Source organism: Streptomyces sp. NPDC035033, from assembly GCF_040636735.1.
Lineage (GTDB): Bacteria > Actinomycetota > Actinomycetes > Streptomycetales > Streptomycetaceae > Streptomyces.
In genome coordinates this window covers 1-20049 of record NZ_JBEZUZ010000033.1, presented here as the reverse complement: position 1 = coordinate 20049, position 20049 = coordinate 1, and the positions used below count along the sequence as shown (strand labels likewise).

The following is a 20049-nucleotide window of genomic DNA, read 5'->3' as shown; positions in this document are numbered from 1 at the left end:
GCGCCCCTCAGGACCGCAGGCCCCGGATCGCGTACGCCGCCATGGTGACGCCGGTCAGGCCGAGGAGCGCCGGGAGCGGGGCGGCGGCGAAGGACTGCTGCCCCGCCCAGCCGGCCCACACCAGGACCCACACCAGCCCGGTGGCGAGCCGCCCGCCCGCGCCGGCGATCCGCAGCAGCGCCCCGGCCAGGAGCAGGCACAGGCCCTGCGCCGCCACCGGGGCGATCCACGCCGCCGGGCCCGTGCCGAGGAGCGCGGCGCCCGGGCCGGCGGCCGGCGGCGGGAGCAGGCCGAGCAGCGGCGGCGCGGTGTGCAGGGCGAGGAAGGTGGTCGCCAGGACCGCGGCCGCGTAGGGCCCGCGGAAGGCGCGCGGGCCGACCGCCGCGCCCTGGAGGGCGACCAGCACGAGGCCCGCCAGCAGGGTCGGCACCGGCAGCGCGGCGAGCAGGGCGGTGCCGGAGAGCCGGGCCGCGTCGAGCGGCGCGGCGACCGCGAGCGGCAGCCAGAAGGCCAGGGCCGCGCCCCCGAGCAGCGCCCAGCGGAGGGGCCCCGACCGGTCCCGCACGGGAGGCGGCGGCGTGCGGCGCACGGGGGCGGGCCCGGGCGCGCGCGGCCGGGGGACGTACACGGGGATGCCGAACGCGGGCGTCACCGTGTCCTGGGCTGCGGTGGAGCGCAGGTAGGCGGACTGCCGCGCCCACGTGGTCCCGTAGGCGTCGTCGTCCCCGGCGGGCGCCGGGTCCGCCGGGGGCTCCGGCTCCGGCCGCCGGCCCTTGAGCACCGCCCGCAGCCCCGGCACGCACGCCACGGCCATCACGGTCATCCCGCCGAGCACCGCCATCCCGGCGCCGCCGATGCCGTACGGGCCGAGGAGGACGGTCGCGCCGCCGAGGACGAGCACGCACATGCCGCCTTGGACGGCGGCGAGCATCCCGGTGCGGCCCTGGACGCGGAGCACCCCGATGTACAGCTCCACGGCGACCCGGGGGAGCGCCCCGGCGGCCAGCAGCCGCAGCACCAGGGAGCCGTTGTCGGCGTAGCCCTGGCCGAAGGGGGTGAGGATCAGCGGCGCGAAGAGGACGAGGACGAGGACGACGGGGACGAGGAGGAGCGTCATCCGGCGCAGCGCGCCCCGCACGCCCTCGGCGAGGGACTCGGGGCTGTGGGAGGCGTGCGCGGTGAGCGAGGAGGCCATGTTGATGGCCATGAACTCCATGGTGCCGCCGACGGTGTACGCCGTGTAGAAGAAGGCGTTGTGCGCGGCGTCGAAGCGGACGGCGACCATGACCGGCAGCAGGCTGATCATGAGGAGGCTGAAGAGGGCGCCGACGGCGTCCCCGGCGACGAAGCGGCCGATCTCGCGGTACGAGGGCGGCTCGCGGTCCCGGTCGGCGCGGGCCTGCTGCGGGATGAGCCGGCGGAAGACCAGCCAGGCGAGCGGGACCGTGGAGAGGGCGATCGCCGCCGCCCAGGAGACGAAGACGCCGAGGACGGGCAGGGCGGTGGCGAGGACGACGAGCAGCACCAGCTTGCCGACGGAGAAGACGGCGTTGCCGACCGGCACCCAGAAGGCCTTCCGCAGGCCGGTGAGGACCCCGTCCTGGAGGGTGAGCAGCGCCCAGCCGACGGAGGAGAGGGTGAAGAAGATCCCGGCGGAGACGGTGCCCAGCGGGGCGTACGAGGGCCCCCACAGGTCCAGGGTGAGCAGGAAGATCCCGCAGGCGGCGGCCACCACCACCGTGGAGAGGAGGTAGAGGCGGACGACGAGCGGGCCGGTGGCGCGGCCGGCCCGGGGGACGTAGCGGACGACGGCGCCGGAGAGGGTGGTCGCCGTGACGGAGGCGAGCATCCGCTGCGCGGCGATGGCGGCGGAGCCCTGACCGACGGCCTCCTCCGTGTAGTAGCGGGCGGCGACCAGCCAGAAGCCGAGGCCGAGGGCGGCGGAGACGCCGGTGGAGAGCATCAGGGCGTAGGCGTTGCGGAAGAGCGAGTCCTCGCCGGCGGGGCTCTCGCCGCCCTTCGCCTCGGAGGCCCCGGCGCCGGGCGTCCCCGGGGCGTCCGGGTCGGCGCCGCGGGCCCGCACGGTCTCGGTCACCGGGCGCCGCCGGGGGCGGGCGAGGGCACGGCGGGCCGGACGCCGGCGGCGCGGAGCGCGGCGAGGGCCTCGTCGGCGCGGCGCGGGTCCACGGGCAGCGCGTGCCCGGCGAACCAGGCGGCGGGCGCGGGGGAGGGGGAGGGGTCGGTGAACGGCTCCCCGGCGTAGGCGTCGAGCGGCGGGTCGTAGAGGTAGCCGGTGGTGATCCGGCGGCGGGCGAGGGCGGCGACGGCGGCGTCCCGGTCCTCGACGAGGAGCGGCACCCGGAAGAGCGGCGGGACCTCGCCGTCCTCGGGGAGGCCCCGGGCGGAGTACTCGCTGGCGAGGAGGCGGGCGGTGCCGGCGCGGTGGGCGTCGAGGGCGGTGTCGAGCGCGTCGAGCCGGCGGCGGACGCGGCCGAGCCGGGCGGCGCCGGGGCGGAGCCGGTACGTGTGCATGTCGACCCGGATCCAGGGGTCGAAGGGGTCGAGGGCGGGCGCCGCGCCGAGGGCCCGGGCCAGTTCGGCGGGGCGCAACGGCATCCGGATCCCGGGCCGTTCGTGCAGGCCGAGGGTGCGCAGGGCGGCGTGGGCGGGCCGGGCGAGGCGCAGGCCGCGGGCGGCGGACTCGGCGTACGGGCGGGCCAGGTAGGCGAGTTCGCCGGTGAGCCGGGCCGGGCGGAGCATCGCGTCCCGCTCGGCGGCGAGCCCGTCGCGCAGCCGGGGGTCGGCGACGGCGAGGAAGCCGCCGGTCTTGGCGCCGGTGTGCTTGGAGAGGCTGAAGACGGCGGCGTCGCCCCAGGCGCCGACCGGGCGGCCGCCGACGGTGGAGCCGATGGCGTGGGCGGCGTCCTCCAGGAGCGGGATGCCGAGCCGGTCGCAGCGGGCGCGCAGGTCGGGCGCCGGGTCGGGGTTGCCGTACAGGTTGGTGGTGAGGACGGCGGAGAGCCCGGACCAGACGGAGTCGGGGACGGCCGCCGGGTCGAGGGAGCCGTCCCCGGGGTCGAGCGGGGCCTGGACGGGGCGCAGCCCGGCGGCGAGCACCACGAAGAAGATCACGTCGTCGTTGACGGGCGACATGAGGACCCGGCCGCCCGGGGCGCACCAGCGGCGCAGCGCGAGGTAGAGGCCGAAGCGGCACGACGGCACGTAGAGGCAGGCGCGGCCCCCGAGCCGTGCGCGCATGCGTTCTTCCAGGTCCGCGTACGCAGAAACCATGTGATTCCCCCCTGAATCCACGGGCTCAATGTCGCCCATTCCGGACGGGTCGTCAACAACGGCCCGTCCGGCGCCCGCCGCGGTCGCGCGGAAGGGCCCGTTCTGGTCGAAGACCGTGAACGGGCCCTTTCCGTCGCCATCTTGGCGGTTCCCGGGGGTCGGTGGAGGTCATTCCACCGGATCGCTCCGGCGGGGCGGGGGTCGCCGGGCCGGATCGCCCGCGCCGGGGGTCATTCCTCCACGGTGAGGCCGCGGCGGAGCCGGGCGAGGGTGCGGGAGAGCAGCCGGGAGACGTGCATCTGGGAGATGCCGAGTTCGGCGCCGATCTCCGACTGGGTGAGGCCGGTGACGAAGCGGAGCGACAGGATGAGCCGTTCGCGTTCGGGCAGGGAGGCGATCATCGGCTTGAGGGAGGCGACGTACTCGATGCCGGTCAGGCCGTGGTCCTCGTAGCCGAGCCGGTCGGCGAGGGTGGACTCGTTCGGTCCGTGGTCGTCGTCCTCGGTCTGGGCGTCGAGCGAGGCGGCCGTGTAGGCGTTGCTGGCGGCCATGCCCTCGACGACCTCGTCCTGGGGGATGCCGAGTTCCTCGGCGAGTTCGGCCACGGTGGGGGCGCGGTCGAGGCGCTGGGAGAGGGCGTCGCCGGCCCTGGCCAGGTCGAGGCGGAGCTCCTGGAGCCGGCGCGGGACGTGCACGGACCAGGAGGTGTCGCGGAAGAAGCGCTTGATCTCGCCGATGATCGTCGGCATCGCGAAGGTGGGGAACTCGACGCCGCGGGCGAGTTCGAAGCGGTCGATGGCCTTGATGAGGCCGATCGTGCCGACCTGGACGATGTCCTCCATGGGTTCGCTGCGGGTGCCGAAGCGGGCGGCGGCGAACCGGACCAGGGCCAGGTTCAGTTCGACGAGCGTGTTGCGGACGTACGCGTACTCGTGGGTGCCCTCTTCGAGTGCGGCGAGCCGGGCGAAGAGGTCCTTCGACAGGGCCCGGGCGTCGGCGGGGGCGACCCGGTCGAGCGGGCCGTCGAGCGCCGGGGGCAGGGCGGGCGCGGGGGTGGCGGGGCGGGACGGGGCGGGTGTCGACGGCGCGGTGGGGGTGCGCGGGGCGTCGAGCCGGGGTGACATGGGTCTCCTCCAGGAACGGGTGTCCGGGTGCGGTTTGCGGCGCCTCCAAAGCCGGCTGGTTCGGGTGTTCCTTACTAGCCCTACCTGCTCGGCACTGATCGTTGCAAGTGGCAATAGTCCGGTATGTGTGGTTTCCTGGGGGGCTCGTGTGCGCCGGACGGGGCCCCGCTAGTAGGGTTCCCGTGGAGGCGAGCGAGGAGGGACCCGGCCATGGAGCGCCAGCACGTCGGCAATGCGCAGCCCGCGCGGCTGCGGGTCGAGACCAGGGTCGTGGCGGACGGCACCCAACTCTTCGTCCCGACGGGTGAGCTCGATCACCACACCGCGGAACTGCTGCGCGTCCCGCTCGACGCGGCGCTCGACGCGGGCCGCGCCCGGCTCGTCGTCGACTGCGCGGAACTCGGCTTCTGCGACTCCACCGGACTCAACGTCCTCCTCGCGGCCCGGCTGCGGGCCGAGGCGGCCGGCGGCGGGGTCCATCTGGTGGCCATGCGGCCCGCGGTGGCCCGGGTCTTCCGGATCACCGGCGCGGAGGCCGTCTTCACCCTGCACGAGACCCTCGCCACGGCCCTCCCCGGGTCGGGCTGACCCCCCGGACGGACCCCCGGCACACCCCTTCTGCCCGTCCCTGTCCCTGCTGTCTCGTCGACCGGTGAGGTGAAGCGTTGATGGACCAGGCTTCCGAGGTGCGTACGCTCGCGCTCGGCGAGACCAGCGGCACCGTCCCGCTCGCCCGCGACTTCACGCGGTCGGCGCTCACCGAGTGGGGCTGGCTCCCCGCCGCCACCGCCGACCGCAGGGCCGCCGCCGAGGACGTCCTGCTCGTCGTCTCCGAACTGGTCACCAACGCCTGCCTGCACGCCGAGGGCCCCGAGCGGCTCCGGGTGGTCCGCCTCGCCCGGACCGTCCGCCTGGAGGTCACCGACCGCGGCGCCGGGCACCCCGCCCCCCGCACCCCGCACCGGGCCGGACGCCCCGGCGGGCACGGCATGTTCATCGTGCAGCGGCTCTGCCTCGACTGGGGCGTCCAGCGCGTCCCCGGCGCCCCCGGGAAGACGGTCTGGGCCGAACTCGCCTCGCCCGCCTGACCGTTCCGGCCGCTCCCGCCCCGCCCTCCTGACGGCTCTGGCCGAACGGGCCCCGCCCGTCCGGCGGTTCCCGGCGCCCGCCCGCGCCCGGCCGCGCCGGGCACCGGACTTTCACCGTCGCGCTTCTTCCCTCCGTACGGCCCCGGGCGTACCTTGACGCCCAATCTGAAAGACCGTCAGTAACATGCGGTGAGGGGTCGCGGGTGGACAGGAAGCCGAACCGGAGGAGGACGGCCGTCGTGCTCGCGGCCGCCGCGGCGGTCTGGGGACCGGCCGGCCTGGCCGCCGCGCCCGCCGCCCGCGCCGAGGTCGTCGACGTGAGGTACGCGTGCGAGACGAAGATCGGCGACCGCGAGGCCGTCTCGCCCGTGGACATCACGGCCGAGCGGAAGGGCGACGCCTACGCGATCACCATGACCTTCGACAAGGGAGTCTCCGACAGCCCCGTCGAACTCCCCAAGGGCGTCATGACCCCCCGCGCCGACCTCGTCCTCGGCGGCGACGACGAGGGCACCGTCCGGGTGAAGGGCGTCCCCAACGCCGCCGCGGTCCCCGCCTTCACCCCCATCCGGATCGGCACCCTCACCGGCACCTACGCGCCGAAGCGCAACGGCACGGTCACCTTCACCGCCGGACCGCTCACCGTCCGCGCCCTCGGCATGGACGCCGCCGTCTGCGAGCCCGCGAACGACCCCGCCCCCTCCCTGACCCTCACCGTCACCGGCCTCCCGGAGAAGGACACCGGGACGCCCGCCGAGGAGGAGGCGGCCGGCGGCCTGCCCGGCGGCGAACTGCCGCGGACCGGCGGCCTCCCCACCACCGCCGCGCTCGGCACCCTCGGCGGCACCGTCCTCCTCGGCGGCGTCGGCGGCCTGCTCTGGCTCACCCGCCGCCCCCGCCCGGGCCGGCCGTGAGCAGGGCCCGGTACGCGCTCCTCGCCGCCGGCGCCGTCCTCGGCGCGCTCGGCGCCGCGCCCCCCGCCGCCCCGCAGTGGACCGCCGCCCCCGCCGCCGGACGGCCGTACGCCTACCTGGAGGGCCCCGCCGGCAGCGTCCTGGAGGACACCCTCTCGGTCACCAACCCGGGGCCCCGCCCGCTCACCGTCACCCTCACCGGCGAGGGGCCCGCCGCCGTCGCCTTCGCCGCCCGCACCGTCACCGTGCCCGCCCGCACCCGCGCCGACGTGCCCTTCGCCGTCACCGTCACCGCCGCCACCCCGCCCGGCGAGCACCGCGGCACCGTCCGGGCCGCGGCCGGCGGCCGGCGGACCGCCGTCGACCTGCGGCTGAAGGTCAGCGGGCCCCGGCTCGCCGCCCTCACCGTCGAGGACGCCCGCGTCGACCGCGCCACCGGCACCCTCCACTACACCCTGGTCAACCGCGGCAGCACCGTCCTCGACCGCCCCCGGCTCGCCGTCCGCGCCGACGGCCTCCTCGGCACCGTCCTCGACCGCCCCGGCCGCGCCCTGCCGCTCACCCTCCGCCCCGGCGAGCGCGCCGCCCGCACCGAACCCTGGCCCGACCCGCCCGCCCTCGACTCCGTCACCGTCCGGCTCACCGCCACCGCCGCCGGGGCCGCCCCCGCCACCGCCGCCACCGCCGCCGTCTTCGCCTCCGCGCCCGCCCTCGCCGGCTCCGCCGCCGCGCTGCTCGCGGCGGCGGGCGCGACCGCGTACGGGGCCCGGCGCCGGAGCCGGGGGCGGCGCCGGAGCCGTACGAAGGGAGCAACCGCATGAGACCGGCCGCCCGCGCCCGCACGGCCCTGGCCGCGCTGCTCACGGCCCTCGCCCTCGCCCTGCTCCCGGCCGTGCCCGCGCATCCCGCGCCGGCCGAGGGCGACCCCGCGGTGGCCGTCTCCCGGAACCAGGCCCCCAAGGGCGACGAGATCACCGTCAGCGGCACCGGCTGGAAGGCGGGGGCGCTGCTCATGGTGCTGCTCTGCGGCCGGGGCACCCCCGAGAAGGGCGTCGTCGGCGGCACCAACTCGTGCGCCAACACCGACGGCCGGGCCGCCACCGTGGACCCGCGCGGCGCCTTCAGCGTCAAGCTGCCGGTCGTCGCCCCGCCCGAGCCCTGCCCCTGCGTCGTGCACGTCGCCGGCGTCACCGGACAGCAGGACGTCGTCGACGCCGCCCTCACCGTCGGCGGGCACCCCACGGCCCCGCTCCCCGACACCGCCGGCGACGGGCGGCTCGCCGTCCTCGCCGCCGCCCGCCTGGAGGGCTCCAGCGGGGTGCTGACCTGGTTCGGGGCACCGCCGAGCCGCACCCTCGTGCTCACCGTCGGGAACCTCGGCACGGCCCCCGTCCGCGACCCGGTCTTCCTCGTCGGCACCGCCCGCGGCGTCCTCGCCCCCCGCGACGAGGAGCACCAGTGGCGCGGCACCGTGAAACCCGGGCAGAAGGCCCGGATCGAGCTGGACGTCGAGCTCGCCGCCGGCGCCCACGGCGACTACCGGGTCTCCGTCTCCCACGGTGGGAAGGTCCTGGCCGAGCAGCCCTGGAGGGTGGGCCGGCCCTGGGGCGTGGTCCTCTTCTGGGTCCTGCTCGCCGTGGTCGTCCCCGCCGCCCTCTTCCGGATCGGCATGGTCCTCGTCGACCGGGCCGGCGGCCGGAACCGCGCCTCCGTCCCCGTCCCCGTACCGGCGGACGCGGACGGCATCGGGACGACCGCGGCCCTGCCGTGGTTCCTCCCCGACTCCGCACCGTCCGAGAACAGCCAGACGACGACGAAGGGACATTCGTGAGCACGCAACGGAGGATGAGCGCGGCCGGGATCGCGCTGATGCTCGGCGGCGCGGGGATCCTGCTTTCCGCCGGTCCCGCCCAGGCCGCCCAGATCTCGTTCAGGACGGAGTGCATCCCGCCGTCGATCTCCCGCCTCCCGCCGGTCCAGGGCACCACGACGGTACTGGTCACCGCCCCCGCCACGGCCGAGGTAGGCGACACCGTCGAGGTCGTCTGGAAGACCGTGCGGGCGGCCTCCAAGAACCCCGGCGTGATCGACCTGGAGGCGAACACGGTCAAGCCGACCGGCACCATGAAGGTCGGCGGGGCGCAGAGCGGCACGTTCGCCCTGTCCGGCCCCCGGCAGAACCCGCCCATCCCCAAGAACTCGCCCATGGTCCTGCCGGAGATGAAGGGCACGCTGAAGCTGACCGCGGCGGGCGACGTCACCCTGACGCCCGACGCGTACACGATCAACGTGTCGAAGCCGCTGTCCACGGACACCAAGTGCGCTCCCGAGGAGCGGGTCCCGGTCGGCGCCACGATCAAGGTGAGCGCGGGCGGCGGCTCCGACAGCGGCGGCTCGGGCTCCGGCAGCGGCTCCGGCTCGGGCAGCGGCAGCGGCAGCGGTTCCGGGTCCGGCTCCGGCTCCGGTTCCGGCTCCGGTGGCGGGTCGGACGGCGGCGGGGGCTCGGACGGCGGCGGCTCCGGCGGCGGGCGGACCGACTTCCCGGGCAAGGAGGTCAAGGTCGCCTTCGCCTGCACGTCCCCCGGCCCCGCCTCGATCAACTCCAAGGTCACCGTCAGCGCCAGGAAGAACGGCGGCGCGTACGACCTCACGGTCAAGACGGCCAAGGGCGTCATGAACAGCCCGGCGCCCCTGCCCGCCAAGGCCCTCACGCCCAGCATGGACATCAGGATCGGCGGGGACGACAGCGGCACCGTCAAGGTCACCGGCGCGCCCAACCCCACCGCGCTCAAGATGAACGACCCGGTGAGCCTCACCGACATGAAGGGCACCTACAAGCCCGGCGCCACCGGCAGGGCGACGCTCTCCCCGGGCGCGCTCACCATCACCGTCGCGCTCGCCCCCGGCGCCGAACCGATCAAGATCCCCTGCCAGGTGAAGGGCGCGGTCGAGGCCTCCCTCACCCTCGACACCACCGAGCAGTCCGGCGGCGCCCCCGGCTCCGGCGACAACGGCGGCACGGACGGCAACGGTTCCGGCCCGGGCTCCGGCGGTGGCGGCCTCGCCCAGACCGGCGCCGAGGACGACGGCGCGCTGCGCGCCCTCGGCCTGGTCGCGGGCACCGCGATCCTCCTCGGCGGCGCGGTCTTCACCTTCACCCCGTGGCGGCCGGCCCGCCGCGGCCGCTAGGAGGCGGAAACGGGGCGGCCCCGGAACACCCCGAGGTGTTCCGGGGCCGCCCCGGACGTCACGCGTGTCAGTGCACGCCGCCCATGAGGGCCTGGACCTTCTTGCGGTACATGTAGACCGCGAAGCCCGCGACGACCGCCAGGGTCGCCTCCAGGGCGATGATCCCGGTGCCGTTCAGGTCCACACCGGCCAGCGAGAGCAGACCCGTGGTGCAGTCACCGGCGGTGACGGCGAGGAACCAGACGCCCATCATCTGGGAGGCGTACTTCTGCGGCGCCATCTTCGTGGTCACCGAGAGGCCGACGGGGGAGAGGCACAGCTCACCGATGGTCTGGATCATGTAGATCGAGACGAGCCACATCGGGGAGACCTTGTCGCCGCCGCCCGCCATGTTCATCGGGACGATGAAGACGAAGAAGGAGGCGCCGACCAGGACCAGACCCATCGCGAACTTCACGATGGTGTTCGGCTCCTGGTTCTTGCGGGCCAGCCACAGCCACAGCCAGGCGAAGACCGGGGCCAGCGCCATGACGAAGAGCGGGTTCAGGGACTGGTACCAGGTGGCCGGGAAGCCGAAGCCGAAGACGGTGTCGGCGGTCTTGTCGTCGGCGAACAGCGACAGGGTCGAACCGCCCTGGTCGTAGATCATCCAGAAGACGGCGGCGGCGACGAAGAACCAGATGTAGCCGGTCATCTTCGACTGCTCGGCCGACGAGAGGTCCTTGTCGCGCTTGATGCGGACGAGGACGGCGACCGGGATGATCAGGCCGGCGAGGGTGATCGGGACGAGCGCCCAGTTCAGGGTGTACATGCCCAGGGCGACGACGACGCCGTAGAAGGCGGCGGCGAGGACGACCACCAGCGCGACCTTGACCAGCACGCCCTTGCGCTCGGCCGGGGACAGCGGGTTCGGGACGACGTTGCTCTTCGGGCTCAGGTTCTTGGTGCCGATCAGGAACTGGAGCAGACCCAGACCCATGCCGGCCGCGGCGAGCGCGAAGCCGAGGTGCCAGTTGACCTTCTCGCCGACGGTGCCGACGACGAACGGGGCGACGAAGGCACCGAGGTTGATGCCGATGTAGAAGAGGGTGAAGCCACCGTCGCGGCGCGGGTCGTCCGGGCCGTCGTAGAGGTGGCCGACCATCGTCGAGATGTTGGCCTTCAGCAGACCGGAACCGGCCGCGACGAGCGCCAGACCGACGAAGAACATCGCCTGGCCGGGAAGGGCCAGCGACAGGTGACCGGCCATGATCACGAAGCCGGCGATGGCGACCGTCTTGCGGGCGCCCCAGACGCGGTCACCGAACCAACCGCCGGGCATCGCCATCAGGTAGACCATCGACACGTACACCGAGTAGATGGCCGTGGCCGTGGCCGCCGTCATGGCGAGGCCGCCACCCTGGCTGCCCACGGCGGCGTCGGCGCCACCGGAGACCAGGTACAGGACGAGAAGCGCCCTCATACCGTAGTAGGAGAAGCGCTCCCACATCTCGGTCATGAAGAGGGTGGCGAGGCCGCGGGGGTGCCCGAAGAAGGTCTTCTCCGAACCCGCGGGAACGGTCGTTGCCGCCATGTCGATCCTTGCTCTGTCGGGACGCGACGCCTCGTGAGCGTGACGCGCCCGGTGGGGGGTGGCCGGCACCGGACGGGAGCGTTCGCACCCCTCCGGGATCCACGCCCCGTCGCGCGCCTTCACGCGCCGGGACCCGGCCCACAGGTCGTTCACCGTCTCAAGGCTGGCAGGGCCGGCCTCGCGCAGAAAAGAGGACCTTGGCTGACGAAGCAGGCCAAAGGTCCCCGATTACCGCTACAGACGTCTCGCCACCATACGACACGACAGTGCCGGATATGGAAGGACTTGAGAGATGGATCACAGGTGACCATGGAACCAACGGGCCCCATTCCAAGGTGATCCCCAGGTTACGCACCCTGCATCCGAGGTGATCATCGAGCCCTCGCGATCCCGCCCCGGCCCGGCACCCGTGCGGACTACCATCACCCCATGACCCGTGTACTGCTCGCCGAGGACGACGCATCCATCTCGGAGCCGCTGGCCCGCGCCCTGCGGAGAGAGGGGTACGAGGTCGAGGTCCGCGAGGACGGGCCGAGCGCGCTCGACACCGGCCTCCAGGGCGGCGTCGACCTGGTCGTGCTCGACCTGGGCCTGCCCGGCATGGACGGCCTGGAGGTCGCCCGGCGGCTGCGCGCCGAAGGTCACACGGTCCCGATCCTGGTCCTCACCGCCCGCGCGGACGAGGTCGACACCGTCGTCGGGCTCGACGCGGGCGCCGACGACTACGTCACCAAGCCCTTCCGCCTCGCCGAACTCCTCGCCCGCGTCCGGGCCCTCCTCCGGCGCGGCGCCACCGAGCCCGCCCCCGCCCCCGCCACCCACGGCGTCCGCATCGACGTCGAGTCGCACCGGGCCTGGATGGGCGACGAGGAACTCCAGCTCACCGCGAAGGAGTTCGACCTCCTCCGCGTCCTCGTCCGCGACGCGGGCCGGGTCGTCACCCGCGACCAGCTGATGCGCGAGGTCTGGGACACCACCTGGTGGTCCTCCACCAAGACCCTCGACATGCACATCTCCTGGCTCCGCAAGAAGCTCGGCGACGACGCGGCGAACCCCCGCTACATCGCCACCGTCCGAGGCGTCGGCTTCCGCTTCGAGAAGAGCTGACCGAGCCGCCCCCGCCGTGGGCACGCGTTCTTCCCCCGAGGGCTTCGTCCGAGGGCTTCGTCCAGGGGTGCGCCCCCAGGGCGGAACGGGTGGGCACGGCGGACGGCGCCCTCGGCCGCGCCCGGGTCCCCGCGCCTGAACCCGCACCACGAGCGCGCCGCGTCGACGGGCCCCGCACCCGAGGCCGCCGCACCGAGCAAGGCCCCGGCCCCGCCGCGCCGACAAGGGCCCCGCCGAAGAACCCGTACCCCCGCCCGGGAGGGCAAGTGCGCCGCCGCCTCATCACCTCCACCCTCGCCGTCGTCCTCGTCGTGATCGCCGTCTTCGGCGTCTCCCTCGTCCTCGTCGAGACGAGGACGATCACCAGCAGCGCCCAGGAGAGCGTCGAGGCCGAAGCCCTCCGCATCGTCTCGATCGTCGACAGCCGTCTGATCGGCGGCGAACCGGTCAACCCCGACATCCTCGCGGAGCAGAGCGGCGCCAAGCGGTACGCGCTCGTCACCATCCCCGGCCGGCCCCCCATCGAGATCGGCACCCGCCCCACCGGCAGCGTGATCCGCGGCTCCGCGGAGGGCGAGCGCGGCGAGACCGTCGTCGTCGAGGAGTCCCGCTCCGCCGTCACCTCCGAGGTCGGCAGCACGGCCCTGATCATCGGCGCCGTCGCGGGCCTCGCCGTCATCGCCGCCGTCCTCCTCGCCGTGCGCCAGGCCAACCGGCTCGCCTCCCCGCTCACCGACCTCGCCGAGACCGCGGAACGGCTCGGCTCCGGCGACCCCCGGCCCCGGCACAAGCGGTACGGGGTCCCCGAGCTGGACCGGGTCGCGGACGTGCTCGACGCCTCCGCCGAGCGGATCGCCCGGATGCTCACCGCCGAGCGCCGGCTCGCCGCCGACGCCTCCCACCAGCTCCGCACCCCCCTGACCGCGCTCTCCATGCGCCTGGAGGAGGTCGCGCTCGCCGACGACCTGGACACGGTCAAGGAGGAGGCGACGATCGCGCTGACCCAGGTCGAGCGGCTCACCGACGTCGTCGAACGGCTGCTCACCAACTCCCGCGACCCCCGTTCCGGCTCCGCCGTCGCCTTCGACGTCGACGAGGTCGTCAAGCAGCAGATCGAGGAGTGGCGCCCCGCCTACCGCAGCGCCGGCCGCGCCATCGTCCGCTCCGGCAAGCAGGACATGCGGGCCATCGGCACCCCGGGCGCGGTCGCCCAGGTCCTCGCCGCCCTCATCGAGAACTCGCTCATGCACGGCGGCGGCACCGTCGCCCTGCGCACCCGCGTCACCGGCAACCAGTCGGTGATCGAGGTGACCGACGAGGGCCCCGGCGTCCCCGCCGACCTCGGCGCGCGGATCTTCGAGCGGGCGGTCAGCGGCCGCAGCTCCACCGGCATCGGCCTCGCGGTCGCCCGGGACCTCGCCGAGGCCGACGGCGGACGCCTGGAACTGCTCCAGCTCCAGCCCCCGGTCTTCGCCCTCTTCCTCAGCCGCGAGGCCCGCAGCGTCCAGAAGGAGCCCCCGGCGCGCCCCGTGCGGTGAGGGCTACACGTGGTCGGGCTGCCGGCGGCGGGCCTGCCGCGGCGCCACCGGCTCGGCCCGCTCCAGGAAGGACTCGGCGGTCTGCACCGCCTCCTTCGCGGGCAGCGCCCGGAAGACCCAGGTGCGGTACGACCAGAAGCGGAACAGGGTCGCCACGCCGATGCCGAAGAACTTGAAGAAGTTGCTGGCCAGCGGTGAGTTCCAGCCGAGGCCGTAGGTCGCCGCGTAGAGGATCCCGTTCTCGATGACCAGCCCGACCAGGCTGAACAGCAGGAAGAGGGTCATCTCCTTGGTGCGGCCCGACTTGTCGCGGTCGCGGTACGTGAAGTAACGGAACCCCACGTAGTTGAAGGCGATGGCGACGATCGTGGCGATCAGGCTCGCCCGCACCACCGGAAGCTCCGTGGTGTGCCGGACCAGGTTGAAGACCGCCAGGTTGACCAGGACGCCGAGTCCGCCGACCACACCGAACTTGGCGACCTCGCGGCCGAGCAGGGCGAGTCGCATCCGCAGCGCGCCGGGTTCGCTCATGGGGGTCGGTCCGTCCGTCGGGTGACGTCCTGGTGACGTCAACCCATCCATGCTAACCAGCCTCCCCTGTCACCCGCCCGGGTAGCCCGAAACCTGTGGAAAACCCGTCGGCGCGCCGTCACGCCTTGTGGCAAGACACAGCCGGACGAGTGTTCACCGATGGTGCGGATACCCTAAGAGGGTGACGTTCCCGGTAGTAGGCATGGTCGGCGGCGGGCAGCTCGCCCGCATGACCCACGAGGCGGGCATCCCCCTCGGCATCAAGTTCAAGCTCCTCAGCGACACCCCGCAGGACTCGGCGGCGCAGGTGGCCGGCGAGGTCGTCATCGGCGACTACCGCGACCTGGACACGCTCCGTGAGTTCGCGCGCGGCTGCGACGTGATCACCTTCGATCACGAGCACGTCCCCACCGAGCACCTGCGCGCCCTGGAGGCCGACGGCATCCCCGTCCGCCCCGGGCCCGACGCCCTGGTGCACGCCCAGGACAAGGGGGTGATGCGGGCGAAGCTCGACGAGATCGGCGCGCCCAGCCCCCGGCACCGCATCGTGGCCGACCCGGCCGACGCGGTCGCCTTCGCGGAGGAGGTCGGCGGCTTCCCGATCATCCTCAAGACCGTGCGCGGCGGCTACGACGGCAAGGGCGTCTGGTTCGTCCGCACCGCCGAGGACGCCCGCGACCCCTTCCTCGCCGGCGTGCCCGTGCTCGCCGAGGAGAAGGTCGACTTCGTCCGCGAGCTCGCGGCGAACATCGTCCGCTCCCCGCACGGCCAGGCCGTCGCCTACCCGGTGGTCGAGTCCCGCCAGGTCGACGGCGTCTGCGACACCGTGATCGCGCCCGCCCCCGACCTCGACGAGGAGCTGGCCGGGCAGGCCCAGGAGCTGGCCCTGCGGATCGCCAAGGAGCTCGGCGTCGTCGGCCACCTGGCCGTGGAGCTCTTCCAGACCACCGACGGCCGGATCCTCGTCAACGAGCTGGCGATGCGCCCGCACAACTCCGGCCACTGGACCATGGACGGCGCGATCACCAGCCAGTTCGCCAACCACGTCCGGGCCGTCCTCGACCTGCCGCTCGGCGACCCCCGCCCGCGCGCCCGGTGGACCGTGATGTGCAACGTCCTCGGCGGCGACTACCCGGACATGTACCAGGGCTACCTGCACTGCATGGCCAGGGACCCCCAGCTCAAGATCCACATGTACGGCAAGGACGTGAAGCCCGGGCGTAAGGTCGGTCACGTCAACACCTACGGCGACGACCTGGACGAGGTGCTGGAGCGCGCCCGCCACGCCGCCGACTACCTGCGAGGGACGATCGTTGAGTAACCAGGCGAGCAACCCGCTCATCGGCATCGTGATGGGGTCCGACTCCGACTGGCCCGTCATGGAGGCCGCCGCCCAGGCGCTCGACGAGTTCGAGATCCCGTACGAGGTCGACGTCGTCTCCGCGCACCGGATGCCGCGCGAGATGATCGCGTACGGCGAGGAGGCCGCCGGCCGCGGCCTCAAGGCGATCATCGCGGGCGCCGGCGGCGCCGCCCACCTGCCGGGCATGCTCGCCTCCGTCACCCCGCTCCCGGTCATCGGCGTCCCCGTGCCGCTGAAGTACCTCGACGGCATGGACTCGCTGCTCTCGATCGTCCAGATGCCCGCCGGCATCCCGGTCGCCACCGTCTCCGTCGCCGGCGCGCGCAACGCGGGCCTGCTCGCCGTCCGCGTGCTCGCCTCGGCCGACCCCGAGCTCCAGGCCCGGATGGGCGACTTCCTCCAGGACCTCAACGGCCAGGCCACCGAGAAGGGCAAGCGGCTGCGCGCCAAGGTCGCCGGCGCCGACTCCTTCGGGTTCGGCAAGTGAGCGCGGCCGAGCGGCTCGCCGAGGCGCGCGCCCTCCTCGCGGAGGCCCCCGTCGCCGACGGGCACAACGACCTCCCGTGGGCGCTGCGCGAACAGTGCGGCTACGACCTCGACGCGCTCGACATCGCGGGCGACCGCTCGGCCACCCTCCACACCGACCTCGCCCGGCTCCGCGCCGGCGGGGTCGGTGCCCAGTTCTGGTCCGTGTACGTCCCCGGCCGGTTCGCCGGCGACCGCGCGGTCAGCGCCACCCTGGAGCAGATCGACGCCGTCGACCGGCTGGTCGAGCGGTACGCGGCCGACCTCGCGCCCGCCCGGACCGCCGACGACCTCGTCAAGGCCCGCGAGGAGGGCCGGATCGCCTCCCTCAAGGGCGCCGAGGGCGGCCACTCGATCGCCAACTCCCTCGCGACCCTGCGCGCCTTCCACACCCTCGGCGTGCGGTACATGACCCTCACGCACAACGAGAACAACGACTGGGCCGACTCCGCCACCGACGAGCCCCGGCACGGCGGCCTCACCGCCTTCGGCCGCGCCGTCGTCCGCGAGATGAACCGCTGCGGCATGCTCGTCGACCTCTCGCACGTCGCCGCCACCACCATGCGCGACGCCCTCGACGAGACCGCCGCGCCGGTGATCTTCTCCCACTCCTCCGCCCGCGCGGTCTGCGACCACCCGAGGAACGTCCCGGACGACGTCCTGGAGCGGCTGCCCGCCAACGGCGGCGTGGCGATGGCGACCTTCGTCCCGAAGTTCATCCTGCCCGCGGCCGTCGAGTGGACCCTGCGCGCCGACGAGAACCTCCGCGCCCACGGCCTCCACCACCTCGACACCACCCCGCGCGCGAAGGCCCTCCACGCCGCCTTCGAGGCCGAGCACCCGCGCCCGGTCGCCACCGCCGCCACCGTCGCCGACCACCTCGACCACATGCGCGAGGTCGCCGGCGTCGACCACATCGGCATCGGCGGCGACTACGACGGCACCGCCTTCACCCCGGCCGGCCTGGACGACGTCTCCGGCTACCCCCACCTGATCGCGGAGCTCCTCGACCGCGGCTGGTCCCGCGCCGACCTCACCAAGCTGACCTGGTCGAACGCGGTCCGCGTGCTCCGCGACGCGGAGGACGCCGCCCGCGACCTGTCCGCCCGCACCCCCGCCTCCCACGCCACCCTGGAGCAGCTCGACGGCGCCTGACCGGGCCTCACCCGTACGGCGCAGCCCGGCGGGCTCCGCCCGGGCCCCGGTGGCACCGTGGACGGTACTGCCCCGCCCCTCCGGCGGGGTGGTGCCGCGCCACCGAGTCCGGAAGTGTGAACAGTGCCATGGCAGACCTGGACGACCGTCCCCGCCCCTCTGCCGCCTCCGGCGCCCTCGGCGCGCCGGAACCCCCGGAGCAGGCCCCGCCGCCGCTCGACGAGACCGCCCGGGCCCGGGCCCTCCTCGCCGCCCAGCCCGTCCTCGAAGGACACACCGAGCTCCCCGCGCTCCTCGACCCCGAGGACCTGCCGCCCGCCCGGGCCCGGGAGACCGGCGCCCAGTTCTGGTCGCTGCATGTGGACCCCGACGACGGCGTCCTCGGCACCCTGCGCCGCCTCGACACCGTCCGCGCGCTCGTCGCCGCCTGCCCCGACGACCTGCGCCTGGCGCACACCACCTCGGAGATGGGCCACGCCCGCGACTGCGGCCGGGTCGCCGCCCTCCTCGGGCCGGTGGGCTGGACCGCGCTCGGCGGCTCCGCCGCCACCCTGCGGGCGTACCACGCCCTCGGCGTCCGGGCCGTGAACCTCACCGGCTTCGACCGCTTCGCCCGCGAGGCGGTCCGCGAGATGAACCGCATCGGCCTCGCCGTGGACCTCTCCGGCGCCGACCGGGACACCGTCCGCGAGGTCCTCGCCGTCACCCGCGCCCCCGCCCTGCTCACCCGGGCCGCCCCGGAGGCCCTCCCGGACGACGTGCTGCGCCTCCTCGGCGAGAACGGCGCCGTCTGCATGGTCCCCGTCGGGGAGGACCCGGCGGCCGCCGCCGACGCCCTCGACCGGGTGCGCGAGGGGGCCGGGCCCGGCTCCACCGGCCTCTCCCACCTGATGGCCCCGGCGGCCGGCTACGTACCGCTCTTCGCGGAGCTGCTGCGGCGCGGCTGGCCGGCCCAGGACCTGGTGGGCCTGGCCCACGGGAACGCGACCAGGGCCCTGCGGGAGGCCGAGTTCCTGTCCCGTACGAACCGGATCAGGCCCGTCGCCGCCTGACCCGGCCCGGTCCGGAAGGGACGGCCTAGGCCCGCGGGCGGCCCATCGCCCGGTACGTCCAGCCGGCCGCCCGCCACCGCTCGCCGTCCAGGGCGTTGCGTCCGTCGAGGACGACCGGGGAGGAGACGACCGCGGCCAGCTCGGCCGGGTCCAGCTCGCGGAACTCGCGCCACTCGGTCAGGTGCAGCACCACGTCCGCGCCGCGGACGGCCTCCAGGGCCGTCTCCGCGTAGCCGAGGGTCGGGAAGACCTTGCGGGCGTTCTCCATGCCCTTGGGGTCGTAGACGGTCACCTGGCCGCCCTGGAGGTGTATCTGACCGGCCACGTTGAGCGCGGGGGAGTCGCGGACGTCGTCCGAGTCCGGCTTGAAGGTGGCGCCGAGGACGGCGACCCGGCGGCCCAGGAAGGAGTTCCCGCCCAGCGCCTCGCGGGTCATCTCGACCATCTGGCCGCGCCGCCGCATGTTGATCGAGTCGATCTCGCGGAGGAAGGTCAGCGCCTGGTCGACGCCGAGCTCGCCCGCGCGGGCCATGAAGGCCCGGATGTCCTTGGGCAGGCAGCCGCCGCCGAAGCCGACGCCGGCCCGCAGGAACTTGTCGCCGATCCGCTCGTCGTGGCCGATCGCCTCGGCCAGCTTGGCGACGTCGCCGCCGGCCGCCTCGCAGACCTCGGCCATCGCGTTGATGAAGGAGATCTTGGTGGCGAGGAAGGAGTTCGCGGCCGTCTTCACCAGCTCGGCCGTCGGGTAGTCGGTGACGACGAAGGGCGAGCCCGCGCCGACCGGCGCCGCGTACACCTCGCGGAGCAGCTTCTCGGCCCGCCCGGCGCCGTCGCCGGAGACGCCGACGACGATCCGGTCCGGACGCAGGGTGTCCTGGACGGCGAAGCCCTCGCGGAGGAACTCGGGGTTCCAGGCCAGGTCCACGCCCTCGGGCAGCGTCCCGGCCAGCCGCTCGGCCGAGCCGACCGGCACGGTCGACTTGCCGACGACCAGGGAGCCCTCGCGGACCACGCCGGCCAGGGAGGCGAAGGCGGCGTCGACGTAGCTCATGTCACAGCCGTACTCGCCGTGCTTCTGCGGAGTGTTCACGCAGACGAAGTGGACGTCGCCGAAGGCGCCCAGCTCCTCCCAGGAGGTGGTGAAGCGCAGCCGGCCGGTGGAGCCCTCGATCCCGGCGACGTGCTGGGCCAGCAGCTCCTCCAGGCCGGGCTCGTACATCGGGACGCGGCCGGAGGACAGCAGCTCGACCTTCTCGGGCACGACGTCGAGGCCCAGCACCTCGAAGCCCATCTCCGCCATGGCCGCGGCGTGGGTGGCGCCGAGGTATCCGGTGCCGATCACGGTGATCTTCAGGGCCATGCGGGACTCCAGGAACGTCGGGCGGAACTGCCTGCCCGAGCATAGTCGTGCCCTGACAAGGCCCCCGCTCACGCCCTACCCTTCGAGTTACTTAACGGTAGTTAGCAAGCGTGGGAGTGAGTGAACGTGGCGGGATCGGCAGATTTCGACCTGTACCGGACCTCCGAGGAGCACGAGATGCTCCGGGAGTCGGTGCGTGCGCTGGCGGAGGCGAAGATCGCTCCGTTCGCGGCGGCGGT

The 20049-nt window shown here is 74.3% G+C and carries 18 protein-coding genes; 12 read left to right on the top strand and 6 right to left on the bottom strand.

Annotated features, from left to right (window positions below):
* Positions 1-7: 7 nt before the first annotated feature.
* The 3 genes from AB0E83_RS15920 to AB0E83_RS15910 all read right to left on the bottom strand — a co-directional run bounded on the left by AB0E83_RS15920 (position 8) and on the right by AB0E83_RS15910 (position 4415).
* On the bottom strand, positions 8-2095 hold the full coding sequence (locus AB0E83_RS15920; RefSeq protein WP_362110974.1) for a lipopolysaccharide biosynthesis protein: 2088 nt from the start codon (positions 2093-2095) through the stop codon (positions 8-10).
* On the bottom strand, positions 2092-3291 hold the full coding sequence (locus AB0E83_RS15915) for a DegT/DnrJ/EryC1/StrS family aminotransferase (RefSeq protein WP_362110971.1): 1200 nt from the start codon (positions 3289-3291) through the stop codon (positions 2092-2094). The genes AB0E83_RS15920 and AB0E83_RS15915 overlap by 4 nt, the downstream gene beginning before the upstream one ends.
* Before the next feature lie 230 nt (positions 3292-3521).
* A complete protein-coding gene (locus AB0E83_RS15910) occupies positions 3522-4415 on the bottom strand; it encodes an RNA polymerase sigma factor SigF (RefSeq protein ID WP_362110968.1) in 894 nt (297 codons plus the stop codon).
* A 210-nt stretch (positions 4416-4625) separates the two neighbouring features.
* On the opposite strand from AB0E83_RS15910, the gene AB0E83_RS15905 reads away from it, so the two are divergent.
* The 6 genes from AB0E83_RS15905 (at position 4626) to AB0E83_RS15880 (ending at position 9606) form a co-directional block, all read left to right on the top strand.
* Entirely contained in the window at positions 4626-5003 is a 378-nt protein-coding gene (locus tag AB0E83_RS15905) for an STAS domain-containing protein (RefSeq protein ID WP_362110965.1), read from the top strand.
* An 80-nt stretch (positions 5004-5083) separates the two neighbouring features.
* Complete coding sequence (locus tag AB0E83_RS15900) at positions 5084-5503, top strand: ATP-binding protein (protein ID WP_362110961.1); 420 nt, start codon at positions 5084-5086, stop codon at positions 5501-5503.
* Positions 5504-5706: 203 nt separating this feature from the next.
* Positions 5707-6417: a peptidase gene (locus tag AB0E83_RS15895; protein ID WP_362110958.1), complete on the top strand. Its 711-nt coding sequence runs from the start codon at positions 5707-5709 to the stop codon at positions 6415-6417.
* Positions 6414-7238 (top strand): hypothetical protein, encoded by an 825-nt coding sequence (locus tag AB0E83_RS15890; protein WP_362110955.1) that lies wholly within the window; start codon positions 6414-6416, stop codon positions 7236-7238. The genes AB0E83_RS15895 and AB0E83_RS15890 overlap by 4 nt, the downstream gene beginning before the upstream one ends.
* Positions 7235-8248, top strand: coding sequence for a hypothetical protein (locus AB0E83_RS15885; RefSeq protein ID WP_362110952.1), 1014 nt, complete (start codon positions 7235-7237; stop codon positions 8246-8248). The genes AB0E83_RS15890 and AB0E83_RS15885 overlap by 4 nt, the downstream gene beginning before the upstream one ends.
* Positions 8249-8262: 14 nt before the next feature.
* Positions 8263-9606, top strand: a complete 1344-nt coding sequence (locus AB0E83_RS15880; protein ID WP_362111103.1) for a hypothetical protein — start codon at positions 8263-8265, stop codon at positions 9604-9606.
* Between the two features lie 67 nt (positions 9607-9673).
* Here the strand turns inward: AB0E83_RS15880 and AB0E83_RS15875 are convergent, their stop codons facing one another.
* The gene (locus tag AB0E83_RS15875) at positions 9674-11179 is read right to left on the bottom strand and encodes an oligopeptide:H+ symporter (protein WP_362110949.1); all 1506 of its coding nucleotides are present in this window, start codon (positions 11177-11179) and stop codon (positions 9674-9676) included.
* 429 nt (positions 11180-11608) lie between these two features.
* Here AB0E83_RS15875 and AB0E83_RS15870 point away from each other — a divergent pair, with 429 nt between their 5' ends.
* Both AB0E83_RS15870 and AB0E83_RS15865 read left to right on the top strand, forming a co-directional pair.
* The gene (locus AB0E83_RS15870; protein WP_362110946.1) at positions 11609-12286 is read left to right on the top strand and encodes a response regulator transcription factor; all 678 of its coding nucleotides are present in this window, start codon (positions 11609-11611) and stop codon (positions 12284-12286) included.
* A 266-nt stretch (positions 12287-12552) separates the two neighbouring features.
* Positions 12553-13824, top strand: coding sequence for an ATP-binding protein (locus tag AB0E83_RS15865; protein WP_362110944.1), 1272 nt, complete (start codon positions 12553-12555; stop codon positions 13822-13824).
* Between the two features lie 3 nt (positions 13825-13827).
* Here the strand turns inward: AB0E83_RS15865 and AB0E83_RS15860 are convergent, their stop codons facing one another.
* Positions 13828-14355: a GtrA family protein gene (locus AB0E83_RS15860; RefSeq protein ID WP_362110941.1), complete on the bottom strand. Its 528-nt coding sequence runs from the start codon at positions 14353-14355 to the stop codon at positions 13828-13830.
* 181 nt (positions 14356-14536) lie between these two features.
* On the opposite strand from AB0E83_RS15860, the gene AB0E83_RS15855 reads away from it, so the two are divergent.
* The 4 genes from AB0E83_RS15855 (at position 14537) to AB0E83_RS15840 (ending at position 18450) form a co-directional block, all read left to right on the top strand.
* Complete coding sequence (locus AB0E83_RS15855) at positions 14537-15676, top strand: 5-(carboxyamino)imidazole ribonucleotide synthase (protein ID WP_362110938.1); 1140 nt, start codon at positions 14537-14539, stop codon at positions 15674-15676.
* Positions 15677-15707: 31 nt separating this feature from the next.
* Positions 15708-16205 carry a 5-(carboxyamino)imidazole ribonucleotide mutase gene (gene purE, locus AB0E83_RS15850; protein ID WP_362111100.1) on the top strand — a complete coding sequence of 166 codons (498 nt, stop codon included), beginning with the start codon at positions 15708-15710 and terminating at the stop codon, positions 16203-16205.
* On the top strand, positions 16202-17398 hold the full coding sequence (locus AB0E83_RS15845) for a dipeptidase (protein ID WP_362110935.1): 1197 nt from the start codon (positions 16202-16204) through the stop codon (positions 17396-17398). Before purE ends, AB0E83_RS15845 begins: the two co-directional genes overlap by 4 nt.
* Before the next feature lie 128 nt (positions 17399-17526).
* On the top strand, positions 17527-18450 hold the full coding sequence (locus tag AB0E83_RS15840; RefSeq protein WP_362110932.1) for a membrane dipeptidase: 924 nt from the start codon (positions 17527-17529) through the stop codon (positions 18448-18450).
* Positions 18451-18475: 25 nt separating this feature from the next.
* On the opposite strand, the gene AB0E83_RS15835 is transcribed toward AB0E83_RS15840, so the two are convergent.
* Positions 18476-19810: a UDP-glucose/GDP-mannose dehydrogenase family protein gene (locus AB0E83_RS15835; RefSeq protein WP_362110929.1), complete on the bottom strand. Its 1335-nt coding sequence runs from the start codon at positions 19808-19810 to the stop codon at positions 18476-18478.
* Between the last annotated feature and the right edge of the window lie 239 nt (positions 19811-20049).